Here is a 6,128-nt window from a genome sequence, read left to right as displayed (position 1 = left end):
GCGACGCAGCGCTTGGATCTGGTCGACCACGCCGGCAGGGATCCTGCGCGGACATCGGCGCGGCGCCGAGCTGCGGTCGTGAAGCCTTCGCTCGCCGCCCCGCCGATGCCGAGCCAGCCACTTGCCCACCGTGCGCCGGGAAACCCCGAAGGCCTCCGCCGCCCTGGCCACTGACCAGCCTTGCTCGATCCGATCAACCATCAGGGCTCGACCAACTGGGGTCAGCCGCGCATTCTCATGCACGTTCATCCGGGGCCTCCGGGCTAGAGTTTGGCGCTTCGCAACCCCAGCCTCTCAGCACCGCCCCGGGTGAACAACCTTCATAGCTTCGACATCTAGGCCGCCCGGCTTGGCCGATCCGCGAGTTCGGCTCGTTCGAGGTTTCCGGGCGGTCGCTGTTGGCCCTGGTCGATGGCCCGCTGATGTATGGCGATCAGCGCGGCCAGTTCACGGCTCTGCCAGCCCGAATTGATGAACCTTAAGAACGTCATGCTGTAGCAGGAGGCGTAGTCCTCGAAGCTCTTCATCACGTCGTCCTTCTCCTGGCCGGCATGGACCAGGATGGTTCGCCGCCAAGCCGCGAGAAAATCCTCGCGGTCGGCCTTGGCCCGCGCCCGATCCAGCGGATTGAGAATGAACCACTCGCGCGGCAGCCGCTCCTCGCGACATACCCATGTGTACATCTCTTCCAGCGCGTAGAGCTTCAGCGCGGTCAGCTGGCTGGAAACCGGTTCGTTTGGAAATCTCGGCATCTCGGGCAGCGTTGCCAGCGATACGTCCAGACGCGCTCTCAGATAATCACGAAACAGGCCATGCATATGTGAGTTCGCGGCGTCGCGAGCCGCCGAGGTATAGGTTCGCAAGGCGATGTATGCGCCGACGACCGCCACGGCGAGAGCGACAGCGCTGAGCGCGAACTGCGCTACCCGGCTACCTTTGTCATCGGCGAGATAATTGATGATCGCGGGCAACCATACCGTCGCCTGATGAATGCAGAACTGATCCTGAAGAACGAACATGGTCATGCGAGCACCCCCGCAGACATTCAGGGGGCTATCGCCATGATTGTCCATGCGCGAAATCTCCCGAAAGGGAGCTTCATCGGCAAGGCGGCCTTGCTCGGCGAAAGTCGGGCGATCAGCCCAGCAAGCTCGCCACGCCCAGTCCGGCGGCGAAGGCCAGGGCCGCGGCGGCGACGCCGGCCAGGAACCACGGCCAGGCGGGGCGCTTCTCGACCACCACCGCCGGGGGCGCCGGGGGCTGTTCGGCGTAGCGGGCCATGGCCTTGAGGGCGCGCAGGGCCTCGTCGGCCAGTTCCTTCATCCGCGCCACCGGCGACAGCTCGCGGGCGATCCAGCGGCGGACCACAGGATCGGAGGCCGCCCACAGGTCGTGGGCCGGGTCGATGCGGCGGGCCACGCCCTCGACCGTGACCATGGTCTTCTGCAGCAGGACGAGCTCGGGCCGCAGCGACATCTCGAACAGGGCGGTGATCTCGAACAGCTGGGCCAAGAGCTTGCCCATCGACACCTGGCGGGCGTCGCGGCCGAACACGGGTTCTCCCACGGCGCGCAGGGCCTGGGCGAAGGCGTCCATGTCCTGGTGGGCGGGCACGTAACCGGCGTCGAAGTGGATCTTGGCCACCCGCACATAGTCGCGGCTGAGGAAGCCGTAGAGGATCTCGGCCAGGTACTTGCGCTCGGCCGGACCCAGTCGACCGACGATGCCGTAGTCGACGGCGGTGATGGCGGCCGGGGCGCTGACGAAGAGATTGCCCTCGTGCAGGTCGGCGTGGAACAGGCCGTGGTCCAGGGCCTGGGCCAGGAAGCCGCGCGTGACGTTGTCGGCCAGGGCCTTGCGGTCGAGGCCCTCCTGCTCGAGCGCCTTGGGATCCGACAGCGGCACGCCCGGCGCCCAGGCCAGGGTCAGGACCCGCTTGCCCACGCCGTCCCAGACCACCGCCGGGGCGCGCATGTGGGTGTCCAGCGCCATGGCCTCGCCCAGCTCGGCGCAGCCGGCGGCCTCGAAGCGCAGGTCCATCTCCAGGTCGAGCGCGCGGATCACCACCTCGACGAACTCGCGCGGACGCAGGCGGCGGGCGGCGGGAACCAGGCGATGGGCGAGATCGGCGGCCAGGCGCAGGGTGGCGCTGTCCTCGGCCACGCGGCGCTCGATGCCGGGACGCAGCACCTTCACGGCCACCTTGGCGCCGTCCAGCAAGGTGGCCTCGTGGGCCTGCGCCAGCGAGGCCGCGCCGACCGGTTCGCCGAAGGTCGCATAGAGGCTGTCGATCGGCCGGGCCAGGCTGCGCTCGACCTCGGCCCGCGCGATGGCGGTCGGGAACGGCGCCAGGCGGTCCTTCAGGTGCGACAGGTCCTCGGCGAAGGTCGCGCCGAAGATGTCGGCCCGGGTCGACAGGAACTGGCCCATCTTGATGGCGACGGGGCCAAGGCCCTCCAGCGCGCGCGCCAGGCGCTCGCCCGGGCGACCTTTACGGGTCCTGCCGCCGGCGAACAGCCGCAGCAGCCGGCCGGCCAGCTTGGCCGACGGCGGCAGCAGCGGCTCGACCTCCTTGGGAACCAGGGCGTCGGCGCGCACCAGGCGCCAGCCGGCGCCGATCAGGCGGACGAACGCGGACAGTCGCTGCATGGGCTTTAGAGCGCCCAGCCCTGGTGCAGGGCCGCCACGCCGCCGGTGAAGTTGGTGTAGGTCGCCCGCTTGAAGCCGGCCGCCTCGATCATCGACAGGAAGGTCTTCTGGTCGGGGAAGCGGCGGATGCTCTCGACAAGGTACTGATAGGCGTCGCGGTCCTTGGCGACCCATTCGCCGACCTGCGGGATGACCTTGAAGCTGTAGGCGTCATAGGCCTTGGCGAGGGCTTCCGTGGCCGGGCGCGAGAACTCCAGGCACAGGAAGCGGCCGCCGGGCTTGAGCACCCGGCGCGCCTCGCGCAGGGCCGCGTCGATGTCGGTGACGTTGCGGATGCCGAACGAGATGACATAGGCGTCGGCATAGGCGTCGGGCAGCGGCAGGGCTTGCGCGTCGCCCACGGTCCAGGTGATCTCGGGCTCGCCGCCCTTTTCGATCCCGGCCATGATCATTTCGGCGTTGTAGTCGATGATGTTGATGGTCGCGTCCGGACCGCCGCGACGCTGCTGCGCGTTGCGAGCCATCTTGGCGAAGCGGCGGGCCATGTCGCCGGTGCCGCCGGCGCAGTCGATGATGATCTCGCCTGGCTGCGGATTGAGGCGGGCGGCGACCGCGTCCTTCCAGAGCCGGTGCACGCCGCCGCTCATCAGGTCGTTCATCAGGTCGTAGTTCTTGGCCACGCGGTCGAAGACCCCGCGCACCAGCCCGGCCTTCAGCGCGGGATCAACGTCCTTGAATCCGAAAGTGGCGGAGGGCTTGCTCATGACGTCTACGGGTCGGGCTCTCTATATGATCATCGCCTATTAGACCGCGCCTTGCGTCGCGTCACCGTCTTAAGGAGCCGTCTTGCCCGAACTGCCCGAAGTCGAGACCGTCCGCCGGGGTCTCGAGCCCGTCCTGTCCGGCGCGCGGCTTTCCCGCGTGCGCGCCAACCGCCCGGACCTGCGCTTTCCCCTGCCCGACGGCTTCGTGCAGCGGCTGACGGGCGCGAAGATCCTGCGGCTGGAGCGGCGGGCGAAATATCTGCTGGCCCCTCTGGATCGCGGCGACACCCTGGTCATGCACCTGGGCATGACCGGCAGGTTCGAGATCGCCGCGCCCGAAGGGGCGACAAGGCCCGGCGACTTCGCCCGCGAGGTCAAGCCCGACGACAAGCACGCCCACGTCGTGTTCGAGACCGAGGAGGGCGCGACCGTCACCTATTACGACCCGCGACGGTTCGGCTTCATGGACCTGATCGCCACCGACCGCGTCGATCGCCACCCCTGGTTCGCGACCATGGGACCCGAGCCCCTGTCCGACGCCTTCGACGCCAAGACGCTGGTCAAGGCCTTCGGCGGCCGCAAGCAGGGACCCAAGACCCTTCTGCTCGACCAGAAGACCGTGGCGGGCCTGGGCAACATCTATGTCTGCGAAGCGCTGCACCGCTCGGGCATCTCGCCGTTCAAGCCCTCGGGCCAGATCGCCGGCAAGCGGCTGGGACCGCTGACGGCGGCCATCAAGGACGTACTGGCCGAGGCGGTCGAGGTCGGCGGCTCGTCGCTGAAGGACTTCGCCGCCGCCGACGGCGCGCTGGGCTATTTCCAGCACCGCTTCCGGGTCTATGACCGCGAGGGCGAACCCTGCCCCACGCCCGGCTGCAGGGGCGTGATCGCCCGCGAGGTCCAGGCCGGGCGCTCAACCTTTTTCTGCCCCGTTTGTCAGAAATGACCCTGGCCGCGCTTTCTGCAGCTTGAGGCGCGGCTTTTCCGGTTTGGCGTGATGCTCCGCTCCCTCCTCGTCGCCCTGGCCGCCCTGCTGGCCTCGCCCGCCCTCACCGCGCCCGCTTCGGCCGCGCCGCCGGTGTGGACGGTGCGCGACGCGGATTCCGAGATCGTGCTGTTCGGCTCGATGCACGTTCTGCCCAAGGACCTCGGCTGGAAGCCGCCCGCGCTGGACGCGGCGCTCTCCAGGGCCGACGACCTGTGGTTCGAGGTCCCGATGGACGCGGCCGCCGACCGGCGGATGCAGGACCTTGCCGGCGCCTATGGCCTGCTGCCGCCAGGCCAGACCCTGACCTCGCGGCTGAAGCCACGCGCCGCCGCACGTCTGCGCAAGCTGGCCGATCGCCTCGACGTGCCGATGAGCGAGGTGGAACGCCTCAAGCCCTGGATGGCCGAGGTGCGGCTGACCACGGCCGCCTTCGCCCTCGACAAGGGCCTGGCCGAGGACGGGGTCGAGCGGCGGCTGCAGGCGGCCGCCCCGCCCAAGGTCGTCCGCAGGGCCTTCGAGACCCCCGACCAGCAGATGGCCCTGTTCGCCGGCGCCCCCGAGGCCGACCAGGTGCGGACCCTGAACGCCACGGTCAGGCAGCTGGAAAAGGATCCCGGCGCCTATCGCCGGCTGGTCGCGGCCTGGTCGAAGGGCGATCAGAAGGCGCTGGAGCGCGCCGTGGTCGGCGGAATGCGGAAATCTTCGCCCGCCCTCTATCGCCAGTTCATCGTCGAGCGTAACGCACGGTGGATGGACGCCCTGCAAGCGCGCCTGGCCGGATCCGGCCGGACGGTGGTGGTGGTCGGCGCGGGGCACCTTCTGGGTCCCGACGGCCTGCCCGCCCGCCTGCGCGCGCTGGGCTACGATGTCGAAGGGCCGCGCTAGACGGCCGAATTGAACACGAGGAACCAAGCGCAGATGGCCTTTGAGACCCTGATCGTCGAACGCCCCGAGACCGCGCCCGGCGTGGCGCTGATCCGCCTGAACCGCCCCGAGGCGCTGAACGCCCTCAACAGCGTGCTGCTGACCGAGCTGGGCCAGGCCCTGGCCCAGGCGCAGGGCGACGACACCGTGGGCTGCATCGTGCTGACCGGCTCGCCCAAGGCCTTCGCCGCCGGCGCGGATATCAAGGAGATGTCGGACAAGTCCTATGCCGACATGTTCAAGGCCGACTTCTTCACCGCCCAGGCCCGGGCCATCGAGACCGTGCGCAAGCCGATCATCGCCGCGGTCTCGGGCTACGCCCTGGGCGGCGGCTGCGAGCTGGCGATGATGTGCGACTTCATCCTGGCCGCCGACACCGCCAAGTTCGGCCAGCCGGAGATCAACCTGGGCGTCGCGCCCGGCATCGGCGGCACCCAGCGCCTGACCCGCCTGGTCGGCAAGTCCAAGGCCATGGACATGATCCTGACCGGCCGGATGATGGACGCCGAGGAAGCCGAGCGCGCGGGCCTCTTGTCGCGGATCTTCCCGGCCGACCAGCTGGTCGACGAGGCCGTCAAGGTCGCCGCCAGGATCGCCGCCCAGTCGCCCCTGGCCACGGCCATGAACAAGGAACTGGTCAACGCCGCCTACGAGACCACCCTGACCACGGGCGTGGCGCTGGAGCGGCGACTGTTCCACTCGCTGTTCGCCTTCGACGACCAGAAGGAAGGGATGGCCGCCTTCGTCGAGAAGCGCAAACCCGCGTTCAAGGGTTCGTGACGGACCGGTCGCTCGCCGGGCGA

7 protein-coding genes are annotated in these 6,128 nt (G+C 69.2%); 3 read left to right on the top strand and 4 right to left on the bottom strand.

The annotated features are described in order from the left end of the window. The 4 genes from DDF67_RS23525 to DDF67_RS23510 all read right to left on the bottom strand — a co-directional run. Positions 1-249: leucine zipper domain-containing protein (locus DDF67_RS23525; protein WP_146198079.1), on the bottom strand; the 249-nt coding region annotated here is incomplete at its 3' end. 86 nt (positions 250-335) lie between these two features. Then, positions 336-1,025, bottom strand: coding sequence for a hypothetical protein (locus tag DDF67_RS23520; protein ID WP_146198078.1), 690 nt, complete (start codon positions 1,023-1,025; stop codon positions 336-338). A 112-nt stretch (positions 1,026-1,137) separates the two neighbouring features. Further along, positions 1,138-2,649: a 2-polyprenylphenol 6-hydroxylase gene (ubiB, locus tag DDF67_RS23515; RefSeq protein ID WP_109455181.1), complete on the bottom strand. Its 1,512-nt coding sequence runs from the start codon at positions 2,647-2,649 to the stop codon at positions 1,138-1,140. Between the two features lie 5 nt (positions 2,650-2,654). After that, positions 2,655-3,413: a class I SAM-dependent methyltransferase gene (locus DDF67_RS23510; protein ID WP_109455180.1), complete on the bottom strand. Its 759-nt coding sequence runs from the start codon at positions 3,411-3,413 to the stop codon at positions 2,655-2,657. 82 nt (positions 3,414-3,495) lie between these two features. On the opposite strand from DDF67_RS23510, the gene mutM reads away from it, so the two are divergent. Genes mutM through DDF67_RS23495 form a run of 3 tightly spaced genes read left to right on the top strand, consistent with a single transcriptional unit; the run spans position 3,496 to position 6,105 of the window. After that, a complete protein-coding gene (gene mutM, locus DDF67_RS23505) occupies positions 3,496-4,359 on the top strand; it encodes a bifunctional DNA-formamidopyrimidine glycosylase/DNA-(apurinic or apyrimidinic site) lyase (RefSeq protein WP_109455179.1) in 864 nt (287 codons plus the stop codon). A gap of 51 nt (positions 4,360-4,410) precedes the next feature. After that, complete coding sequence (locus tag DDF67_RS23500) at positions 4,411-5,286, top strand: TraB/GumN family protein (RefSeq protein WP_109455178.1); 876 nt, start codon at positions 4,411-4,413, stop codon at positions 5,284-5,286. A gap of 33 nt (positions 5,287-5,319) precedes the next feature. After that, positions 5,320-6,105 carry an enoyl-CoA hydratase gene (locus tag DDF67_RS23495; protein WP_109455177.1) on the top strand — a complete coding sequence of 262 codons (786 nt, stop codon included), beginning with the start codon at positions 5,320-5,322 and terminating at the stop codon, positions 6,103-6,105. Positions 6,106-6,128: the final 23 nt, after the last annotated feature.

The sequence above is a fragment of the Caulobacter endophyticus genome (assembly GCF_003116815.1).
GTDB classification, from domain to species: Bacteria; Pseudomonadota; Alphaproteobacteria; order Caulobacterales; family Caulobacteraceae; genus Caulobacter; species Caulobacter endophyticus.
This window is presented reverse-complemented; position numbering and strand designations above follow the sequence as displayed.

Excerpts from the sequence above, each read along its gene's own strand:
- DDF67_RS23495 (WP_109455177.1), top strand. The coding sequence starts at position 5,320 with ATGGCCTTTGAGACCCTGATCGTCGAACGCCCCGAGACCGCGCCCGGC.
- ubiB (WP_109455181.1), bottom strand. The coding sequence starts at position 2,649 with ATGCAGCGACTGTCCGCGTTCGTCCGCCTGATCGGCGCCGGCTGGCGC.
- DDF67_RS23520 (WP_146198078.1), bottom strand. The coding sequence starts at position 1,025 with ATGACCATGTTCGTTCTTCAGGATCAGTTCTGCATTCATCAGGCGACG.
- DDF67_RS23510 (WP_109455180.1), bottom strand. The coding sequence starts at position 3,413 with ATGAGCAAGCCCTCCGCCACTTTCGGATTCAAGGACGTTGATCCCGCG.
- DDF67_RS23500 (WP_109455178.1), top strand. The coding sequence starts at position 4,411 with ATGCTCCGCTCCCTCCTCGTCGCCCTGGCCGCCCTGCTGGCCTCGCCC.